This window comes from Cyanobium sp. Candia 9D4, assembly GCF_024346155.1.
Lineage (GTDB): Bacteria > Cyanobacteriota > Cyanobacteriia > PCC-6307 > Cyanobiaceae > Cyanobium > Cyanobium minutissimum.
Genome location: NZ_JAGQCK010000009.1, coordinates 41,961 through 60,378, shown reverse-complemented (window position 1 = coordinate 60,378; position 18,418 = coordinate 41,961). Strand labels below are relative to the sequence as shown.

22 protein-coding genes are annotated in these 18,418 nt (G+C 70.2%); 11 read left to right on the top strand and 11 right to left on the bottom strand.

The features are described 5' to 3' along the window. Positions 1–548: 548 nt before the first annotated feature. The 5 genes from KBZ08_RS14445 to KBZ08_RS14425 form a co-directional block, all read right to left on the bottom strand. Positions 549–953: a YccF domain-containing protein gene (locus KBZ08_RS14445; protein ID WP_254973862.1), complete on the bottom strand. Its 405-nt coding sequence runs from the start codon at positions 951–953 to the stop codon at positions 549–551. 63 nt (positions 954–1,016) lie between these two features. Further along, positions 1,017–2,036: an ACR3 family arsenite efflux transporter gene (gene arsB, locus KBZ08_RS14440; RefSeq protein WP_254973861.1), complete on the bottom strand. Its 1,020-nt coding sequence runs from the start codon at positions 2,034–2,036 to the stop codon at positions 1,017–1,019. A gap of 27 nt (positions 2,037–2,063) precedes the next feature. Further along, positions 2,064–2,309, bottom strand: coding sequence for a thioredoxin family protein (locus tag KBZ08_RS14435; protein WP_254973859.1), 246 nt, complete (start codon positions 2,307–2,309; stop codon positions 2,064–2,066). A gap of 12 nt (positions 2,310–2,321) precedes the next feature. Further along, complete coding sequence (locus KBZ08_RS14430) at positions 2,322–3,383, bottom strand: permease (protein ID WP_254973858.1); 1,062 nt, start codon at positions 3,381–3,383, stop codon at positions 2,322–2,324. Next, complete coding sequence (locus KBZ08_RS14425; protein WP_254973857.1) at positions 3,380–3,733, bottom strand: helix-turn-helix transcriptional regulator; 354 nt, start codon at positions 3,731–3,733, stop codon at positions 3,380–3,382. The genes KBZ08_RS14430 and KBZ08_RS14425 overlap by 4 nt, the downstream gene beginning before the upstream one ends. Positions 3,734–3,785: 52 nt before the next feature. On the opposite strand from KBZ08_RS14425, the gene KBZ08_RS14420 reads away from it, so the two are divergent. The 5 genes from KBZ08_RS14420 to KBZ08_RS14400 all read left to right on the top strand — a co-directional run bounded on the left by KBZ08_RS14420 (position 3,786) and on the right by KBZ08_RS14400 (position 8,369). After that, on the top strand, positions 3,786–4,826 hold the full coding sequence (locus tag KBZ08_RS14420) for an ArsJ-associated glyceraldehyde-3-phosphate dehydrogenase (RefSeq protein ID WP_254973855.1): 1,041 nt from the start codon (positions 3,786–3,788) through the stop codon (positions 4,824–4,826). 7 nt (positions 4,827–4,833) lie between these two features. Then, the gene (arsJ, locus tag KBZ08_RS14415) at positions 4,834–6,117 is read left to right on the top strand and encodes an organoarsenical effux MFS transporter ArsJ (RefSeq protein WP_254973853.1); all 1,284 of its coding nucleotides are present in this window, start codon (positions 4,834–4,836) and stop codon (positions 6,115–6,117) included. 97 nt (positions 6,118–6,214) lie between these two features. After that, positions 6,215–6,835 (top strand): DUF3598 family protein, encoded by a 621-nt coding sequence (locus KBZ08_RS14410; protein WP_254973851.1) that lies wholly within the window; start codon positions 6,215–6,217, stop codon positions 6,833–6,835. Next, positions 6,835–7,800: a histone deacetylase gene (locus KBZ08_RS14405; protein WP_254973850.1), complete on the top strand. Its 966-nt coding sequence runs from the start codon at positions 6,835–6,837 to the stop codon at positions 7,798–7,800. Before KBZ08_RS14410 ends, KBZ08_RS14405 begins: the two co-directional genes overlap by 1 nt. 44 nt (positions 7,801–7,844) lie before the next feature. Next, positions 7,845–8,369: a hypothetical protein gene (locus KBZ08_RS14400; protein ID WP_106220517.1), complete on the top strand. Its 525-nt coding sequence runs from the start codon at positions 7,845–7,847 to the stop codon at positions 8,367–8,369. A gap of 18 nt (positions 8,370–8,387) precedes the next feature. On the opposite strand, the gene KBZ08_RS14395 is transcribed toward KBZ08_RS14400, so the two are convergent. Then, on the bottom strand, positions 8,388–8,558 hold the full coding sequence (locus KBZ08_RS14395; protein ID WP_181280058.1) for a hypothetical protein: 171 nt from the start codon (positions 8,556–8,558) through the stop codon (positions 8,388–8,390). Between the two features lie 340 nt (positions 8,559–8,898). Between KBZ08_RS14395 and KBZ08_RS14390 the strand changes: the two genes are divergently transcribed. Continuing rightward, complete coding sequence (locus KBZ08_RS14390; protein WP_106220516.1) at positions 8,899–9,237, top strand: PilZ domain-containing protein; 339 nt, start codon at positions 8,899–8,901, stop codon at positions 9,235–9,237. Positions 9,238–9,245: 8 nt separating this feature from the next. Here the strand turns inward: KBZ08_RS14390 and KBZ08_RS14385 are convergent, their stop codons facing one another. The 3 genes from KBZ08_RS14385 to psbA form a co-directional block, all read right to left on the bottom strand. Beyond that, positions 9,246–9,989, bottom strand: a complete 744-nt coding sequence (locus KBZ08_RS14385; protein ID WP_254973848.1) for a pentapeptide repeat-containing protein — start codon at positions 9,987–9,989, stop codon at positions 9,246–9,248. A gap of 5 nt (positions 9,990–9,994) precedes the next feature. Then, positions 9,995–10,939 (bottom strand): HAD family phosphatase, encoded by a 945-nt coding sequence (locus tag KBZ08_RS14380; protein ID WP_106220514.1) that lies wholly within the window; start codon positions 10,937–10,939, stop codon positions 9,995–9,997. A gap of 205 nt (positions 10,940–11,144) precedes the next feature. Continuing rightward, on the bottom strand, positions 11,145–12,224 hold the full coding sequence (gene psbA, locus KBZ08_RS14375) for a photosystem II q(b) protein (RefSeq protein WP_015109068.1): 1,080 nt from the start codon (positions 12,222–12,224) through the stop codon (positions 11,145–11,147). Positions 12,225–12,430: 206 nt separating this feature from the next. Between psbA and KBZ08_RS14370 the strand changes: the two genes are divergently transcribed. Continuing rightward, entirely contained in the window at positions 12,431–12,805 is a 375-nt protein-coding gene (locus KBZ08_RS14370; RefSeq protein WP_106222729.1) for a hypothetical protein, read from the top strand. Positions 12,806–12,807: 2 nt separating this feature from the next. Beyond that, a complete protein-coding gene (locus tag KBZ08_RS14365) occupies positions 12,808–13,233 on the top strand; it encodes a hypothetical protein (protein ID WP_254973844.1) in 426 nt (141 codons plus the stop codon). Here KBZ08_RS14365 and KBZ08_RS14360 read toward each other — a convergent pair. Then, positions 13,218–14,162, bottom strand: coding sequence for an aspartoacylase (locus tag KBZ08_RS14360; protein ID WP_254973871.1), 945 nt, complete (start codon positions 14,160–14,162; stop codon positions 13,218–13,220). The genes KBZ08_RS14365 and KBZ08_RS14360 overlap by 16 nt on opposite strands. 60 nt (positions 14,163–14,222) lie before the next feature. Here KBZ08_RS14360 and KBZ08_RS14355 point away from each other — a divergent pair, with 60 nt between their 5' ends. Genes KBZ08_RS14355 through KBZ08_RS14345 form a run of 3 tightly spaced genes read left to right on the top strand, consistent with a single transcriptional unit; the run spans position 14,223 to position 17,844 of the window. After that, positions 14,223–15,236: a glutathione S-transferase C-terminal domain-containing protein gene (locus KBZ08_RS14355; RefSeq protein WP_254973843.1), complete on the top strand. Its 1,014-nt coding sequence runs from the start codon at positions 14,223–14,225 to the stop codon at positions 15,234–15,236. Continuing rightward, complete coding sequence (locus tag KBZ08_RS14350) at positions 15,233–15,907, top strand: DUF2301 domain-containing membrane protein (RefSeq protein WP_254973842.1); 675 nt, start codon at positions 15,233–15,235, stop codon at positions 15,905–15,907. The genes KBZ08_RS14355 and KBZ08_RS14350 overlap by 4 nt, the downstream gene beginning before the upstream one ends. Beyond that, a complete protein-coding gene (locus tag KBZ08_RS14345) occupies positions 15,904–17,844 on the top strand; it encodes an ABC-F family ATP-binding cassette domain-containing protein (protein WP_254973841.1) in 1,941 nt (646 codons plus the stop codon). The genes KBZ08_RS14350 and KBZ08_RS14345 overlap by 4 nt, the downstream gene beginning before the upstream one ends. On the opposite strand, the gene KBZ08_RS14340 is transcribed toward KBZ08_RS14345, so the two are convergent. Beyond that, positions 17,818–18,306 carry a hypothetical protein gene (locus KBZ08_RS14340; RefSeq protein WP_254973840.1) on the bottom strand — a complete coding sequence of 163 codons (489 nt, stop codon included), beginning with the start codon at positions 18,304–18,306 and terminating at the stop codon, positions 17,818–17,820. The genes KBZ08_RS14345 and KBZ08_RS14340 overlap by 27 nt on opposite strands. Positions 18,307–18,418: the final 112 nt, after the last annotated feature.

Genomic DNA, 18,418 nt, shown 5'->3' with positions numbered 1-18,418 from the left:
CGCCCACGTCGCGGGTCCATGCTGATCCGCACACATCCATGTGGCGGCCATCCATCCAGGCGAGAGCCGTGAGGTGGCTGGGGCCACGCTTATCCGCCAGGACAACCCTCAGCAGAAGCTGCTGTTTCGAACGCTACCGAAAGACTGGCCGCCCTGGGAACACCTGGCCCATTCCTTTCCGCTTCTGGCGGAGAGTCGGGGCCTTGGGCCAGCGTTCATTCCACTCCAAGGATCCTTGTGGGGAAATGTCGTTGGAGCCAAGGTCGCGCCAGGCCTGATGGCACCCCTGCCGTGGGGTGGAATGGGACCGGCAGGGCCCCGGACATCGTCCATCCAGGGCGGAAGGGACAGGGATGGGATTCCTTGCATTCGCCTCTAGGCGCCGGCAGCCCTTCAGCTGTAGGTTTCAGCTGAGTTCTGTCGCCCTGAGGCGATCCAGGGCCGTGAGTAGGGAAAGATTCATCAGGCAGGGAAAGCGCTGCGACGGTTCACTTGGACCTAGGTGGCCGCCTGCTGCGGCCGAGCCCGGCCCACCTGATCACCGGCCTTCAGCGCCGCACCGGCACCACCTGCATCCCGATCGGGGCCAGGGCGATCAGGGCCAGCTTGATGTGCTGGATGCCGAAGGGGATGCCCACGATCGTCACGAAGCAGGCCACCGCGGCGCTGAGGTGGCCGATCGCCAACCACCAGCCGGCCAGCAGGAACCAGATCACGTTGCCGACCAGCCCCAGGGGGCCGGTGCCAAAATCCATCCGGCCGGTGAGCTCGCGGCGGCTGACGGCCTCGTAGCCGAACGGCCAGAAGGAGAAGTTGCCGATCACGAAGCAGGCCCGGGCCCAGGGGATCCCCACGATCGTGATCGCCGCCACCAGGCCGGCCAGCCACCAGCCCAGGCCCATCACGAAGCCCCCGAGCAGGAACCAGAGGACGTTGAGGAGGAAGCGCAGCATGGGGGAGGGCCGGTGCCGGCCTCCAGCATGGCCCCTCCCTCTCCAGGTCAGACCCTGATCCCGTCAGGGAATGGCGGCTGGGAACAGCCGCCGGTTGCGGTTGGCGATCGCCACCAGCGACAGCATCACGGGCACCTCCACCAGCACGCCCACCACCGTGGCCAGGGCGGCTCCGGACTCCAGGCCGAACAGGCTGATGGCCACGGCCACCGCCAGCTCGAAGAAGTTGGAGGCGCCGATCATGGCCCCGGGGGCGGCGATGGCATGGGGCTGGCGCCAGAGCCGCATCCACTGGGCCGTGATCCAGAAGATCAGGTAGGTCTGCAGCGTCAGCGGGATAGCGATCAGGGCGATCGCCAGGGGGTTAGCGAGGATGGCCCTGGCCTGCACCAGGAACAGCAGCAGCACCGTCACGATCAGACAGACGATCGCCAGCGGCTTGAGCCGCTGCTCCAGCCGATCGATGCGACCGGGGGAATGCAGCAGCCGCCGGGTGAGCCAGCCGGCGGCCAGGGGCACCACCACGAACAGGCCCACGGCCGTCACCAGGGTGTCCCAGGGAACGAGCACATTGCTCACCCCCAGCAGCAGGGCCGCGATCGGCGCGAAGGCGAACACCATGATCAGGTCGTTGATGGCCACCTGGGCCACGGTGTAACTGGGATCGCCGTTGCTGAGGCGACTCCACACGAACACCATGGCGGTGCAGGGCGCCACCCCCAGCAAAATCATGCCGGCGATGTACTGATCCCCGAGGGCCGCCGGAATCCAGGCACCGAACAGGCCGCGGATGAACAGCCAGGCGATGGCCGTCATCGTCAGCGGCTTGATCAGCCAGTTGACGACCACCGTGACCACCAGGCCCTTCGGCTGGTGCCGCAGGCCGGCGATGGCGCCGAAATCCACCGCCAGCATCATCGGATAGATCATTCCCCACACCAGCAGGGCGATCAGCAGGTTGATGCGGGCGAATTCGAACCCCGCCACGGCCTCCGACAGACCGGGCAACAGGGCACCGATGGCCACCCCAGCCACGATCGCCAGGGCCACCCACAGGCTCAGATACCGCTCGAAAAGTCCCATGGTGGCAACAGAATCAGCGGAGGTGGTTCACAAGGCAGCCGCCGCACTCAGCAAGGCGCGGACCTCCTCGGCAGCGGGCACCCGACCGGCCACGACCACACGGTCATCAATCACCAGGGCGGGCGTGCGCATCACCCCGTAGCCGGCGATCGCGACGGGGTCGTGAATGGCTTCCAGGCTGGGCGCCAGGCCGAGGTCCGCCGCACCCCTGCGGGCGTGGTCCTCCAGGGTGATGCATTTCTTGCAGCCGCTACCGAGAATCTTGATGTCCATGGGCGGGAAACCTCAGGCGAGCAGTGAATTGAACAGATAGCCGATCAGGACGATGCCAAGACCGGTGACCGAGAAGAAGGCGGCCAGCAACGGCGGTTGGAGCACGCGGCGCAGCAGGATCAGTTCCGGCACCGACAGGGCCACCACACTCATCATGAAGGCGAGAACGGTGCCCATCGGCAGTCCCTTCTCATGAAGGGCCTGCACCATCGGCATCACCCCGGCCGCATTCGAATAGAGCGGGATTCCGATTCCCACCGCCAGAAGCACGCCAAAGGGATTGCTGCGGCCAGCATGGGTGGCGAAAAAATTGGTGGGCACCCAGCCATGGATCACGGCACCTACACCGATGCCGATCAGCAGGTAGGGCCAGATCTGCAGCAGGATCGAGGCCACTTCCTCGGCGCCCATCTGCAGCCGCTGCTCAAAGGACAGTCCCAGTGAACTCTCCACGGCCTGCCCGTGCAGCCTGGTTTCGTAGACGAAGGATTCGACCCAGCGCTCCAGCCGCAGGCGGCCCAGCACCCATCCCGCCCCGATCGCGATCACTAGGCCGGAGCCGATGTAGATCAGGGTGATGCGCCAGCCGAACAGGCTGAACAGCAGGCCGATCGCCACCTCGTTCACCATCGGGCTGGCGATCAGAAAACTCAACGTCACCCCTAGGGGAATGCCCGCGGCCAGAAAGCCGATGAAGGCCGGCACCGCACTGCAGGAGCAGAACGGGGTGATCACCCCCAGCAGGCCCGCCAGCACATTGCCGATCCCTTCGCGGCGTCCGGCCAGCAGGGCCCTGGTGCGTTCCACGCTCAGATAGGAACGCAGAACGGTGACGATGAAGATGATGCCGCTCAGCAGCAGGCCGATCTTGATCGTGTCGTAGAAGAAAAAGCGCAGGGTCTCACTCAGCCGCTGCTCGGGATCCAGCCCCAGCCAGCCGAACAGCACCGCCTCCCAGAGGGATTCGTTGAGGCGGAAAAGCACCAGCCAGGCGGCCACGAGGCCGGCCAGCAGGGTGACATGACCGCTCCGGCTGGTGCGCAGCCACCGCAGGGTGGGGTTGGGGGCCGTCACGAGCAGGGGCTCGCGGGCCTGCCGCACTGGGCGCCCAGGGTCGCCAGCCAGGCCCGCAGATCGTCGAGTGCTTCGGGGCGCAGGCGGTAATAGATCCATCGGCCCTCCTGCCGATCGGCCAGCAGGCCGGCGTCCTTGAGCACCTTGAGGTGGAACGACAGCTTCGACTGGGCCAGGTCCAGGTCGGCGGTGAGGTCGCAGACGCAGCGCTCGCCGCCGCCGAGGGCCTCGATCACCTGCAGGCGGATCGGATCGGCCAGGGCCCGGAGCAGCAGGCGCGCCTCCTCGGCAGCCAGGGGAGCCGGAGCGCAGGCGATCGGCGCAGAAGCGGCGGTCCTTAACCCGGCCATAAATCCATCAACTCCCACTGATGCAAGGGTAGGCCGAGTCGCGGCGGACGCTGTGAAGATCGGCATCAACGGCTTCGGGCGCATCGGGCGTCTGGTGTTCCGGGCCCTCTGGGGGCGGCCAGGCCTTGAGCTGGTCCATGTCAACGACAGCGCCGGGGACGCCGCCGCCGCCGCCCATCTGCTCGAATTCGACTCGGTGCACGGCCGCTGGAACCGGGCGGTGGCGGCCGAGGCCGACGGCGGGGGGTTCACGGTCGAGGGGAGCCGGGTGGGCTGGTCGCGGGGGAGCGATCCGGCCCTGGTGCCCTGGCAGGCGGCGGGGATGGAGCTGGTGCTCGAGTGCAGCGGCAAGGTCAAGACCCCCGAAACCCTCGCCCCCTACCTGCACCAGGGCGGCGTACAGCGGGTGATCGTGGCCTGCCCCGTGAAGGGCGAGCTGGACGGGGTGGAGATCCCCAACATCGTCTTCGGCATCAACCACGGCACCTACGTGCCGGACCGGCACCGGATCCTCACCGCCGCCTCTTGCACCACCAACTGCCTGGCGCCGGTGGTGAAGGTGGTGCACGAGAGCTTCGGCATCCGCCATGGCTCGATCACCACCCTGCACAACGTCACCAACACCCAGGTGGTGATCGACGGCTTCAAGAGCGATCTGCGCCGGGCCCGCTCCTGCACCCAGAGCCTGATTCCCACCACCACCGGCTCGGCCAGGGCGATCGGCCTGATCTTCCCTGAGCTGCAGGGCAAGCTCAACGGCCACGCCGTGCGGGTGCCCCTGCTCAATGCCTCGCTCACCGATGCGGTGTTCGAACTCGAGCGCCCGGTGACGGTGGAGGAGGTGAACGGCGCCTTCGCGGCGGCGGCGGCGGGGCCCCTGCTGGGCATCCTGGGCTACGAGGAGCGGCCGCTGGTGTCGGTCGACTATCTCAACGACAGCCGCAGTTCGATCGTCGATGCCCTCTCGACGATGGTGACGGGCGGCACCCAGCTGAAGGTGTACGCCTGGTACGACAACGAGTGGGGCTACAGCTGCCGGATGGCGGATCTGGCCTGCCATGTGGTGGCCCTGGACGCCGCCGGGGCGGAGTGAGCGGCCGATGCTTCCGCCCTTCTCCGGCCGGCCGCTCACGGCCCTGCAGCAGTACGCCATCGTCACGGCCAACTACTGGTGTTTCACCCTCACCGACGGCGCCCTGCGGATGCTGGTGGTGTTCCACTTCCGATCGCTGGGCTACAGCACCCTGGAGATCGCCTTTCTGTTCCTCTTCTACGAGTTCTTCGGCATCATCACCAACCTCTGCGGCGGCTGGCTGGGGGCCCGCTTCGGCCTGCGCCTCACCCTCTGGACCGGCACCCTGATGCAGGTGGCGGCCCTGCTGATGCTGGTGCCCGTCGCTGACAGCTGGCCGAAATGGTGGAGCGTGGCCTACGTGATGGTGGCCCAGGCCCTCAGCGGCATCGCCAAGGATCTCAACAAGATGAGCGCCAAAAGTGCCATCAAGTCGGTGGTGCCGGAAACCCCCGACGACCACGACAAGGGCGAGAGCCAGCTGTTCCAGTGGGTGGCGATTCTCACCGGCTCCAAGAACGCCCTCAAGGGGGTGGGGTTCTTCCTCGGCGGCCTGCTGCTGGCCACGATCGGCTTCAATGCCGCCGTCGGCGCCATGGCCGCCGGCCTGTTCCTGGCCTTCCTGTTCACCCTGGTGCTGCCCGGGGAGATCGGCCGCATGAAACAGAAGCCCGCCTTCACCTCCCTGTTCTCCAAGTCCCCCGGCATCAATCGCATCTCCCTGGCCCGGTTCTTCCTCTTCGGTGCCAGGGATGTCTGGTTCGTGGTGGCCCTGCCGGTGTTCCTGCAGACCAGCCTCGGCTGGCGCTACTGGGAGGTGGGCGGCTTCATGGGGCTGTGGGTGATCGGCTACGGCCTCGTGCAGGGATCGGCCCCGGCCCTGCGGCGCCGCTGGGGCCAGACCGCGCCGCCGGGCGTCTCCGCCGTGACCTTCTGGAGCGGACTGCTCACCGCCATTCCGGCCCTGATCGCCATCGCGCTCTGGCGCGAGGTGGGGAATCCCGGTGTGGCCGTGGTGGTGGGACTGGCGGCCTTCGGGGTGGTGTTCGCCATGAATTCCTCGATCCACAGCTACATGATCCTGGCCTACACCGATGCCGAATCGGTGAGCCTGAACGTGGGCTTCTATTACATGGCCAACGCCGGTGGCCGCCTGCTCGGCACCGTGCTCTCGGGCGCCCTGTTCCTGGTGGGCGGCCTGCAGGCCTGCCTGTGGAGCTCGGCCCTGCTGGTGGGGCTCGCCTGGCTGGTGAGCACCCGGCTACCGGCACCGCCGCGGCAGGCCCAGCCCCGCCCCCTGGCCATCGGCTGAGCGCTGGCCCTCTGCTGAGCGCTGACCCCAGAGCGCCGCCCCCGCCGGCGGGTCTGTTGTCGCCATGCTGGACACCCCTTCCCCACGTGCCATGCCCTTGAGCGCCCCGCCCCGTCAGAGGTTGCTGGAGGTGAACGGCGGCTGCTGGGAGGGCCTGTTCCACCGGCTCGGACCCGATGGCCGCGAGATCGAGCGCTTCCCCACCCGCCTGCGGGTGAGCGACGAGGACGGCACCATCGAGGCGGCCCTCACCTACCTCAACTCCGGCCGCACCGTGCCGATGCGCTTCCGGGAGCCGCCGGCAGCGATGCAGATCAGCGCCGCCGGCCACTGGAGCCTGGGCATGGACCGGATGGGCCCCTGGCCCTGGATCGCCGAACTCTGCGTCGTCCAGGGCGAGCGGCGCCGGCGCGTGGTGCTGCGCCATGGCGTCGAGCGGCTGGAGAGCTTCACCTATGCCAGGGAGTGGCGGCCCGGCCTCGCCGACGGCGGCCCCGCCACGCCGCTGGTCGCCGTCATCGAGAGCATCACCCCAGGGGAGGCCGGCGGCAGCCGCTGGCGCCTGGACGACGACGTCGAGGTGATCATCGCCCCTGGGCCCGGCCAAGCGGGGCCCGTGCGGGTGGCCCTCAGCTGGCAGCCTGCCGGCGGCCCCCTCTGCCGGATCGAGCGCCGCTACACCCCCTACGGTCTGCTGGAGCCGCTGGCGCCGGACTGATGGGGCCCCCGCTGGTGTATCACCCGGCCTATGCGGTCCCCCTGCCCAGCGGCCATCGCTTCCCGATGCAGAAGTTCCGGCTGCTGAAGGAGCGGCTGGAGCAGCTGGAGCTGGCCCGCCCGGGGCAGATCCACCAGCCCCTGCCGGCGCCGCGCCGCTGGCTGGAGCTGGTGCATGGACGCGGCTACCACGAGGCCTTCTCCCGGGGACTGCTCACCCCCCAGGAGGTGCGCCGCATCGGGCTGCCGGTGTCGGAACCCCTGGTCCGCCGCAGCTGGCTGGCGGTGGGGGGCACCGTGCTCACGGCCCGGCTGGCCCTGCGCCACGGCCTGGCCTGCCACCTGGCCGGCGGCACCCACCACGCCTTCCCCCTGCACGGCAGCGGTTTCTGCATCTTCAACGACTGCGCCGTGGCGGCCCGGGTGCTGCTGGCCGAGGGCCTGGTGCGGCAGGTGCTGGTGGTGGATCTGGACGTGCACCAGGGCGACGGCACGGCGGCGATCTTCACCGGCGACCCCCGTGTGTTCACCTTCTCGATGCACGCGGCCAGCAACTTCCCCCTGCACAAGCAGACGGGCGACCTCGACCTGGCCCTGGAGGACGGCGTCGGGGATGACGCCTACCTGCGGACCCTGCAGCGGACCCTGCCGGATCTGCTGGATCAGGTGCGTCCGGATCTGGTGCTCTACAACGCCGGCGTCGATCCCCACCGGCACGACCGCCTCGGCCGGCTGGAGCTCAGCGATGACGGCCTGTACCGGCGGGACCGGCTGGTGATCGATGCCGCCCTGCGGCGCCGCCTGCCGGTGGCCACCGTCATCGGCGGGGGCTACGACGACCTGGCGGCCCTGGTGGAGCGCCACACCCTGGTGGTGCGGGCGGCCGATGGGCTCGCCCGGATCCACGCCACCGGCAGGGAGCTGTCACGTCCGGTCACAGATGGCCCTCGCCCCGGTCAGGACTGAGTCATACGGGGGCGTTTGCCTGGTGGGGCCACGGAGCTTCCGCCATGATCAGCCGTTCCTCCCGCCTGCTCCACGCCGCCCTGGTGGTGGTCTGCGGCGCCGGAATCGTCTACGCCCCGGTCCAGGCCCAGACCTCCCTGACCGTGCCCCTGGGGCAGTCCGGCTACTTCGGCCGGATCACCATCGGCAACCTGGCCCCACCGCCGGTGCTCGGTTACGGCCCGGTGATCGCCAGGCCGGCCTTGGGCAGCGACCGCTGGGGGCAGTCCGCGATCGCGCCCATCTACCTGCGGGTCCCCCCCCAGCAGGCCCGCGACTGGGGCCGTTACTGCGGGCTCTACCAGGCCTGCACCGTGCCGGTGCTGTTCGTGCAGGACGACTGGTACCGCAACACGTACGCGCCGCGGGTACGGGCGGCCCAGGCCCGGCAGGCCCGGCAGCTCAGGCGTGCCGAGGAAGCGCGCGATCGCTGGCGGGCCTCCCGTCAGCCGGGGAAACGGCTGGTGACCCCCGATGGCCGCGTCTACGTGCTGGACAAGCGGCGCGACCGTGACGACGACGACGATTGAGCAGGGACGCCGCCGCCCTTAGCGGCGGCCGAGCAGGTCCTCCCAGGTGAGGGGATGCTGGGAGGGATCGTGGCGGGCCGGCCGGGCCGCCAGGGGGCAGCAGGGGTAGGCGTGGGGGCCCCGGCCGCCGGCGGCGGGGCTGGAGCTGGGGCGGGTCGCAGCGGACGGGCGCCTGGAGAGGGTGTTCATTCGGAAGGTTGGACAAGGGGATATGGATCTCGCACCGGGAGGCTGCCGTTCCCCCGCGGGGAATCGCACACGGCAACCGCTGTTGGACCTGATGGACCGACGTTGGACCTGGTGGACCGACCCCAGGAAGCGCGGGGCGGCTCGGTGCTGGCTCCGGCGAAGGCGAACAACTGGTTCGCCGGCTTCTGCCGGATCTACTGACCCTAGCGGATGCGACGGCCTCCCTTGGCCGGGGAGCCGCCGGGACGGGGCGCCAGGGGGTAGCGCCACCAAGCACCGGACCTAGAATCCGTCCTGCTCCTGCTGGCGCTTCAAGGCAGGGGTGCGTCGTGCCCTCTTCATGTCCCAGGATCAGCATCCCGAAGGGAAGCGTGCCAGTCCCCGTCACCATGTGCCGGTGGGCGTCTCCGTCAGCCTCACCCTGGCCTCGAAGCAATCGGTGTTCGTCAATCTCCGTGACGTCAGCGAGCGGGGGGCCTGTGTCCTGCGTCAGGGCAGCCTGGACGTCAAGGAGGACGACACCGTCATCTTCGAAGCCCGCAACTACGAAGCCGGCTCGAAGCTGAGCCTGCGCTCCAAGGTGCGCTGGGTGCGAAACACCGGCTTCAACACTTACGTGGGCCTCGCTTTCGTCAACGCTTCCCTCTCCCAGGACGCCCTCACCAGGCTCGTCGCCTGAGCCTGAACTCAGCCGGCGTCCGTTTCCGATCCATCCTCCAGCCCCGGGAGCGGACCATCGCTGAGCGTCCGGCTGAGCTGGGCGCCCCGGAACTGGGCCCCCTCCACCAGGGCGCCCCGCAGATCCGCCTGATGGAGAATCGCCCCGGTGAAATTGGCGCCGCGCAGATCGGCGCCCCTGAGATTCGCCCCGCTCAGATCGGAGCGGCGGAAATCGGACTGGGCCAGATCAGCGCCTCGGCAGTCGGCGTTGCGCAGCACGGTGTTGCAGAAATTGGCGCCGCGCCAGCGGCTGAACGGGATCCTCAGACCTTCAAGATCCGATCCCTCCAGATCAAAGCCGTCCTGCCAGATGCCATCGGCGGAAAACATCTCCAGGGCCCGAAGTCGACCCAGGCTGTTGGAGGCCCCGGCCTGGCCCTGGGTCAGCAGGAGTTCAAACATCTCATGATGTTCCTTCTCCTTGCGCTGTCCGGCCTCAAGCAGATAGAAGATCGCCGCCGTGACGATGCTGAACGACTCGACGGTGCCGATGCTGATGATCTCCAGCACGTTGCTGGTCAGACAATCGGCCTGACCAGCCTGGGCATGGCAGTTCTCGAAACGGTTGACCAGGGCCAGCAATCCGAAGGACAGCACGGCGGCCACCAGCACCCGGAAACCGAAGGAGCGATCCAGCAGCCGGAAGAACGGCGAGGCGCGCCGCCGTTTCTGGCGGGCGTACCAGGTGGAGGAGGGGGAGGGGCTGCGCATCGGTGTCAGTCCTGGGCGGAACAAGGGAAGATCCGGTCCCAGTCACGCCGCAGGCTGACCAAGCACCAGCCATGGCGCCGGGCCAGATCCAGGCCCTTGTCCAGCCGGCCGAAGCGGGAAGCACGGTCGTAGGCCACCTCCCGCTCGCCGTCATCGTGGTGCAGCAGCAGGGCGAGACGCTGGCCGGGGCCGGCGGTGGTCCAGCGCAGCATCGCCAGGTCGCCATCGGAATTGCCGAAGGCCGCGATCGGGCGGCGGCCGATGGCCCGGGCGATCCCCAGCGGCTTGGCGTCGCCATCATTGATGGCGTCCACCACGGGTTCGCGCCACACGGTCGGCTGGCCGTTCTCCTCGCCGTAGCGCAGTTGCAGCGTCGAGCCGATGATCCGGTCCGGGGGAATGCCGTAGGTCGCTTCGGCGAACACCCGCACGAACTCGACACCCCCACCGGTCACGATCCAGCTGCGGAACCCCCTGGCGCGGAGAAACGCCAGCAGTTCCAGCATCGGCTGGTAGACGAGCCCGGTGTACGGCACCCCCAGCTGGGGATGGCGGGCCTCCCGCAACCAGTCGCGGGCCAGGCCGCTGAAGGCCGCGTCGGCCATCCCGGCGTGGGTGATGGCCGCCAGTTCCAGCAGCCCCCGCAGGCCGTGGCCCATCAGGGCATCGATGTCGTCGGCCAGGGCCGCCGCCACCAGCGGATGGCTGGCCAGCTCGGCGCGCTCCGCCACCAGGCTGCGGGCCCGCTGGAGGGCGAAGGCCAGCTGCACGTACATCGGCTGCTCCGACCAGAGCGTGCCGTCGTTGTCGAACACGGCGATCCGCTCCTGGGGCGCTACCCAGCCGGGGTCCCCGGGGGTGCTGACGGCGGCCACAAACTCCAGCAGGCGCGTCTTGACGCTGCCCTCCCGCCAGGACGGGAGGGGATCGGGGCCAGCGTCAGCATTCATGGGGTCGCGTGCCGTGGGGGCCAGCCATGGGGGCCGGAGCTCGAGCGGACCGCCGGCAGCGGAACTCCGCCAGACCACGCTGCCACAGCGACGGGGAGGCTCAGCCAGGCCCAGCCGGACCGCGTCGCCATGAACCGCGTCGCCATGAAAAAACCCCCTGCGCGAGCAGGGGGTTGGGAAGCTCCAGAAAACTGGAGGGGCTGGATCAGCCGATCGCCGGGGCGGTCAGGGCCACAGGGGTGGCGCTGGCAGCGGCCAGGTCGAGGGGGAAGTTGTGCGCGTTGCGCTCGTGCATCACTTCCATGCCGAGGCCGGCACGGTTGAGCACGTCGGCCCAGGTGTTGATCACCCGGCCCTGACCATCCAGGATGGACTGGTTGAAGTTGAAGCCGTTCAGGTTGAAGGCCATCGTGCTCACGCCCAGGGCGGTGAACCAGATGCCGATCACCGGCCAGGCGGCCAGGAAGAAGTGCAGGCTGCGGCTGTTGTTGAAAGAGGCGTACTGGAAGATCAGGCGACCGAAGTAGCCGTGGGCGGCCACAATGTTGTAGGTCTCTTCCTCTTGGCCGAACTTGTAGCCGTAGTTCTGGGACTCGCTCTCGGTGGTTTCACGCACCAGGGAGGAGGTCACCAGGGAGCCGTGCATGGCGGAGAACAGGGAGCCACCGAACACACCGGCCACACCCAGCATGTGGAAGGGGTGCATCAGGATATTGTGCTCAGCCTGGAACACCAGCATGTAGTTGAAGGTGCCGCTGATGCCGAGGGGCATGCCGTCGGAGAAGGAACCCTGACCGAAGGGGTAGATCAGGAACACGGCGCTGGCGGCCGCCACGGGGGCGGAGTAGGCGACGCAGATCCAGGGGCGCATGCCGAGGCGATAGGAGAGTTCCCACTCGCGGCCCATGTAGGCGAAGACGCCGATCAGGAAGTGGAAGACCACCAGCTGGTAGGGGCCACCGTTGTACAGCCACTCGTCGAGGCTGGCGGCTTCCCAGATGGGGTAGAAGTGCAGGCCGATGGCGTTGCTGGAAGGAACAACAGCGCCGGAGATGATGTTGTTGCCGTACATCAGGGAGCCGGCGACCGGCTCACGAATGCCGTCGATGTCGACGGGGGGCGCCGCGATGAAGGCGACGATGAAGCAGATAGTGGCGGCCAGCAGGGTGGGGATCATCAGCACACCGAACCAACCGACGTAGAGACGGTTGTTGGTGGAGGTGACCCACTCACAGAACTGGTTCCACACCGAAGCGCCGGAGCGCTGCTGGAGAGTGGCGGTCATGAGTGCAGGAAAGTGTGCCGTCGGGCGGGGCGCAGGTGCGCTTGCCGTGGGCGGAAGGAAGGGCGACGGATCGCCTCACAGCAATGTAACAGACCATTGCGGGGTGTGAGGCGGCCTTCATGAAGAAAAGATGAGCTTCCCGCCTGGCCTGGCCCCCCTGCCGCTGCTAGGAGGTGAGGTGCTCCGGTCATCTCGCCCTGCCGCCGATGGTCTCGCGTTCGTCGCTTCCTCCCCAGCCACCGCGTACCGCCGGCCAACAGCTGCGTCGGCGTCTGCGCGGTCCTCTGCCCGCCCTGCTGCTGCTCCCCCTGCTGGCGGCCGGTTGCCAGGGCCTGCCCAATCCCGAGAGCCGCCGCATCGACCAGCTCGAACTCAAGATCCAGCAGCTGGAGCAGCGGCTCAACAAGGCCGACCTGCGTCCCGACACGGCCGATCCGGCCGGCAAGCCCCCGGCCGGCGTCGTCAAGTCGCTGACCCTGCGCACCGACACCGAGGACGACCGGCTGCGCATCTACTGGGCCGACGGCAGCAGGACCGACCTCCCCTGCACCAAGGAACAGACCACCCTCGTCTGCGGATGACCATGACCTCCCCTTCCCTGCGGCCCCTGCTGGGCTGCCTGGCCCTGCTGGTGGCCGTCCCCCTGGTGGGGGCCTCCCCGGCCCGGGCCCAGATGACCCAGGAGCAGGCCTTCCAGCGGGGCCGCGCCGCCAACCTGGCCCGGATGCGGGCCGAGGTGATCAACGGCGGCCTCGGGGTCTACCGGCCCGCCCTCTGCATGTACGAGCGCAGCGGCGGCAGCTGCCTGGTGCGCGCCGATGCCGAGGGTTTCCTGTTCCGCTTCTACGGCGGCGTGCCCGGTTGGGCCCAGCTCGGCCTGCCTCCCTCGGTGGAAACGGAGATCCTTGTCGCCCCGGATGGCCGCAGTGTCCTGAGCGTCCTCTACAACGGCGTACCCCGCTCCCAGCCCGCCGCCGCCGGCCAGCCCCAGGTTCAGCCGGGGCTCTGAAGCTCCCGGGCCAGGTCAGCCAGGGCCTGGCCCCAGCCCGGCTCCACCGGCCAGGACTCCCGCCGGGTGAGGCTGAGGGCGATGCCCTTCTCGCCGTAGGCCGCCTCGTTGATGAACACGGCCCAGACGGGCCCCTCCTCCCGGTCCTCCCGCGGGTGGAAGGGAATCGTGGCGCCCTCGGCCGTCAGGAACAGGGGGTCGCCGGCGGCGATCGGCTGCCAGTCGCGGTTCTGGCGCTGGGGATGCACCACCGCCGCCGGGGTGCCGTCGCCATGGCGCGGCAGATCAAGGCTGCCCAGGTGCCGGTGCACCACCAGCCGGTCGGGCTGGCGCAGGGTTCCGCTGCGGGCCTCCGCCAGCACCTCCAGGGCCGCCTCCAGGGCCAACTGGCTCTGCCGGCAGATCGGCGCCTGGATCACGCCCTGGGGTACCGGACCCACCTCCACCACCAGCCCACAGGGCCAGCGCTCCACCAGGTAGCCGGTCTGGGCCCGGTCCTGTTCATGCAGGTAGATCGGCAGGCCAAGGCGCTGCTGGATGCCCGCCGCCAGGGCCAGATCGGCCGGCCGCCGGCCATAGACCACCAGGCTGTTGCCCATGGCGGCCGTGGTGCTGTGCAGGTCGAGGGCCACCAGACAGGGGGCGCTGCCGCCGGGCCCGTGGCGGGCCAGCAGTTCCCGGGCCCGCTCCAGTTCCCGGTTCCCCGGCCCGGGGGCGGCCAGCAGGTCGGGCACGAAGCTGCGGTTGAGGTCCTGGTCGAGGTAGCGCACCCCGGCGGCATGGGCGGCGGGGTTGCCCAGCACCAGCTCCAGGGCCAGGCCGCTGCTGCGCAGCAGCGCCGGGTGCCGTCGCCAGGCCTCCAGCAGCCAGGGCGCGTTGCGCTCGTTGCCGTGGGTGCCCCCCACCACCATCACCCGGCCCGCCACCATCGCCTGCTCGCTCACAGGCCCCAGCCTGGCGCAGAGTCAGGGCAGCGAACCGTGATGTCCATGGCCCCGCCCGCCGCGCTGGTGCGCTCCGCCCGGCAGTTCTGGCAGTGCCAGTGGCGCCTGCTGATGGGCGGGCTCGGCCCCGCCGACGGCCAGGGCCGCTACCGCCGGCCGGCCGGGGCCTTCACCGCCCTGCCGCCGGTGCCGGAGGACGCCGCCGAGGCCGGCAGCCACGTGCTGATCGTGGGCCGCAGCTGCCCCTGGGCCCATCGGGCCTGGATCACCTGGAGCCTGCGGGGCCTGGCCCCGATGGTCGACACGGTGGTGGTGGTCCCCGATCCGGACGCCGGTCGCTGGCGGTTCAGCGAGCCCTTCGAGGGCTGCGCGACCCTGCGCGAGCTCTACCGCCGCTGCGGCGCCGATCCCCGCGCCCGGGCCACCGTGCCGGCCCTCTATTCGCGGCGAACGGGGACGATCCTGGTGAACGAGAGCGCCCGCCTGATCGAGCTGCTCAACGCCTGGCCCGCTGCGCCCGAAGCTCCGGACCTGGCCCCGCCGGCGGACCTGCCGGCCATCACCGCCTGGCGGGAGCGCCTGCAGGGGGATGTCAACGATGGGGTGTACCGCTGTGGCTTCGCCCGCAACCAGACGGCCTACGACGAGGCCGAGGCGGCCCTGTTCGCCGCCCTCGGGGCGGTGGAGGCGGCCCTCGGGGCGGTGGAGGCGGCCCTCGCCGCCGGCGGAGAGAGCGGCGGCTGGCTCTGCGGCGGCGCCGGGCCCAGCCTGGCGGATGTGGTGCTCTTCCCCACCCTGATCCGCATGGAGCTGGTCTACGCCCCCCTGTTCGGCTGCAGCCGCCGGCCCCTCTGGCAGCTGCCGAGGCTGTGGGACTGGCGGCGCCGCTTCCACGGCCTCGAAGGGGTGGCCGCCACCTGCTTCCCGGACGCCTGGAGGACCGACTACTTCGGGGCCCTGTTCCCCCTTCACCCCTCCGGCATCGTCCCGGCGGGACCGGACCTGGCCACACTGGTGGGCAGCCCGCCCCCTGCCGCCCCCGGCGCCCCCTCCCGATGAGCAGCACCCTGGCCACCCCGGATGGCGCCGACCCCGTCTTCGAGGGGGTGTACGGCCGCTTCACGATCACCGCCGACGACCGCCGCGAGGTGCTCGGCTATCGGCTGGCCCTTACCGCCGTGGCCCTGGGCCAGCTGGCCCTGCTGGCCCAGTGGCGCCAGCTGGGCCCCGAGCTGCTCTGGCCCTGGCTGCTGGTGATGGCGGCCGGGCTGGGCCTGGCCCTGCGCTGGATCCACATCTACCTGCGCCCCCTGCACCGGGCCCTGCAGCTGTTCTGGCTGGCGGGCTGCCTGGGCGGGGTGCTGCTGGCCCTGCGGGCCGGACCGGGCCAGATGCTTCCCGCCCTGGCCCAGCAACCCCTGTGGATCCTGGCGGTGGGGCCCTACTTCGCCGCCCTGGCCGGCATCGGCTTCAAGGAGTTCTTCTGCTTCCAGCGTCCGGAGGCGATCGGCGTCACCCTGCTGCTGCCCCTGGCCCTGCTCGGCCGCCTGGCCGGCGTGCTCAGCCCGGCCACCACCGCCAGCCTGCTGGCCGCCGAAGCCCTGCTGCTGCTGGTGCTCTGCCTGCGCAAGTTCCCGATGCCGGCGGCGGCGGATGTGGGCGACAAGAGCGTCTTCGCCCACCTGGAGCAGCAGCGCCGTGGGCAGGGCCCGTCCGCCGAAGCCCCATGAGCCTGATCAGCCTGGTGGGGGCCGCCAAGGACTTCGGTCTGCGCAGCCTGTTCGCCGACCTCGACCTGCACGTGGGGGAGCGGGACCGGCTGGGGCTGATCGGCCCCAACGGCGCCGGCAAGAGCACCCTGCTGCGGGTGCTGGCGGGCCTCGAACCGCTGGATCGCGGCGAGCGCCGCTGCCATGCCCGCACCCGGGTGGTGCTGCTCGACCAGGAGCCCCGGCTGGATCCGGCCCTGACCGTGCTGGAGCAGGTGTTCGCCGGGGACGGGGAGGCCATGGCCCTGCTGCGGGAGCACGCCGGGGTGAGCCACCAGCTGGCGAGTGGGGCGGAGGAGGGCCCGTTGCTGGCCCGCCTCAGCGCCCTGCAGCACCGCATGGACAGCTGCCAGGCCTGGGATCTGGAGCGCCGCTGCCGCGAGGTGCTGGAGCGCCTGGGCATCGACGCCTCCCACCAGGAGCGGACGATCGGCGAGCTCTCCGGCGGCAACCGGCGCCGCGTCGCCCTGGCGGCGGCCCTGGTGGCCGAACCGGAGGTGCTGCTCCTCGATGAACCCACCAACCACCTCGATGCCGAGGGGGTCGAGTGGCTGCAGAGCTACCTGGATCGCTTCGCCGGCGCCCTGGTGCTCGTCACCCATGACCGCTACCTGCTCGATCGGGTCACCAAGAGGATCGTGGCGGTGGATCGGGGCGAGGCCCGCCCCTATGAGGGCAACTACGGCACCTACCTGGCCCTGAAGGCGGCCGAGGAGGAGGCCGAAGCCTCCACCGCCGCCAAGCTCAAGGGGACCCTGCGGCGGGAACTGGCCTGGATGCGCCAGGGCCCCAAGGCCCGCAGCACCAAGCAGAAGGCCCGGCTGCAGCGCATCGATGCCCTGCTGGAGGCCCCCACCCGCCAGGGGCGGGCCAGCCTGGCGATGGCCGCCACCGCCCGGCGCATCGGCAAGCGGGCGATCACGGCCGAGGGCCTGGCGGTGGCCGTGGGCGAGCGCACCCTGCTGCGGGACTTCAGCTACGACTTCAGCCCCGAGGACCGGGTGGGGATCATCGGGCCCAACGGGGCCGGCAAATCCAGCCTGCTGGAGGTGATCGCCGGGCGCCGGCCGCCCAGCGAAGGCCTGCTGGAACTGGGGGCGACGGTGAAGCTGGCCTACTTCGACCAGCACAGCGACGTGCTGCTGGCCAAGGACGGCAAGCGCAAGGTGATCGAGGTGGTGCAGGAGGCCGCCAGCCGGGTGCAGGTGGACGGGGTGGAACTGACGGCCTCCCAGCTGCTGGAGCGGTTCCTGTTCCCCCCCGCCCAGCAGCACCAGCCGGTGGCCAAGCTCTCCGGGGGCGAGCGCCGGCGGCTGCACCTCTGCCGGCTGCTGATCGAGGCCCCCAACGTGCTGCTGCTGGACGAGCCCACCAACGACCTGGACGTGCACACCCTCAGCGTGCTGGAGGACTTCCTCGAGGATTTCCGGGGCTGTGTGGTGGTGGTCTCCCATGACCGCTGGTTCCTGGACCGCACCGTCGACCGCCTGTTCCACTTCGAGGCGGGCCGGCTGGAGCGCTTCGAGGGCAACTACACCAGCTGGCTGGAGCGGCGGGCCCAGGCCCCGGTTGCCGCGACCGCCGGCCCGGCTGGCAGCCCCGACCCGGCCGCCGCCCCTGGGGGCGCCCCGGAATCCGCCAGGCGAGCGACGCCAGCGGCCAAGCCCGCGGCGGGGCCCCGGCGACGCAGCTTCAAGGAGTCCCGGGAGCTGGAGCGCCTCGAGAGCGAGCTGCCGGAGCTGGAGCAGCGTCGCCGGGAACTGGAGCAGCACCTGGCGGCCCCCAGCGGCCCGGACTACGCCCGGCTGGAGGCCCTGACCCACGAGCTGGCGGCCCTGGTGGAGCGGATCGCCGCCGCCGAGGAGCGCTGGCTAACGCTCAGCGAGCTGGCAGCCTGAGCGCCGGCGCCGGTGCGGGTGGGGCACCTCCAGCAGGCCCCCCCCATCAGCCATCCGCGGGGGCAGGCCACAGACCGGGCCGGCGGGCTCCGGCAGCAGCCAGGGCTGGCGCTGCACCCGATCCCCCCGGGCTTCGGCTTGCTGCATTGCCGTCGGCTTGTAGTCGTCCACGCTGCGGTGGGCCGCCATCTGGTCCCCCATGCGGCGCAGGTAGAGATCCTGGTACCACTGCACCGCATCGGACTGGAAAGCCTCCAGGGCCGCCTGGACGCTGGCGAAGCGCTGGCTGACGAGTCCGCTGGGGGCGCACTGCTTCCAGATCAGCACCTCCTCGAAGCCGAGGCCCCGGCGCCACTGGCGCTGTTCCGACAGGTAGCAGTGGGCTTCGGGACCGTTGATCCAGAAGAGCCGCCCGTGCTCGTCGATGAAATGCCGTTCCCGCCGCTTGCTGATGCGTGTCATGGGCCAACCGGGGCACTGTCCATTCCGCTGCTAGCCACGGAGGCGGCACCACCGCAGCCGCCGGCGCCGGGTTTGCAACGGTCTGACCGGTGAGCAGGGGGTGTGCGGAGAC